This window comes from Shigella sp. FC1544, assembly GCF_001722145.1.
GTDB lineage: Bacteria > Pseudomonadota > Gammaproteobacteria > Enterobacterales > Enterobacteriaceae > Escherichia > Escherichia coli.
Genome location: NZ_MECT01000454.1, coordinates 1 through 428, shown reverse-complemented (window position 1 = coordinate 428; position 428 = coordinate 1). Strand labels below are relative to the sequence as shown.

Sequence of the window (428 nt, the reverse complement as noted above, 5' to 3'; positions counted from 1 at the left end):
GTACGGCCGCCAGGGCGTGGAGCTGAGTCGTTCACTGCTGTCGGGCTGGGTGGATGCATGCTGCCGGCTACTGTCACCGCTGGAAGAAGCGCTTCAGGACTATGTGCTGACTGACGGTAAGCTCCATGCTGATGACACGCCTGTCCCGGTGCTGTTGCCAGGCAATAAGAAAACGAAGACCGGGCGGTTATGGACCTACGTTCGTGACGACCGTAACGCCGGGTTAACGCTGGCGCCGGCGGTGTGGTTCGCTTACAGCCCGGACAGAAAAGGCATCCATCCGCAGACCCATCTTGCGGGGTTCAGTGGTGTACTGCAGGCGGATGCATACGCCGGGTTCAACGAGCTGTACCGGGATGGCCGGATAACGGAAGCCGCCTGTTGGGCTCACGCCCGCCGTAAAATCCACGATGTGCACGTTCGCACCC

Annotated in this window: 1 protein-coding gene; it reads left to right on the top strand. The window is 61.2% G+C overall.

What is annotated here, in order from left to right:
* Nucleotides 1-428 (top strand): IS66 family transposase (locus tag BGK49_RS18265; RefSeq protein WP_146628140.1); only part of this gene is annotated, 428 nt, incomplete at both ends.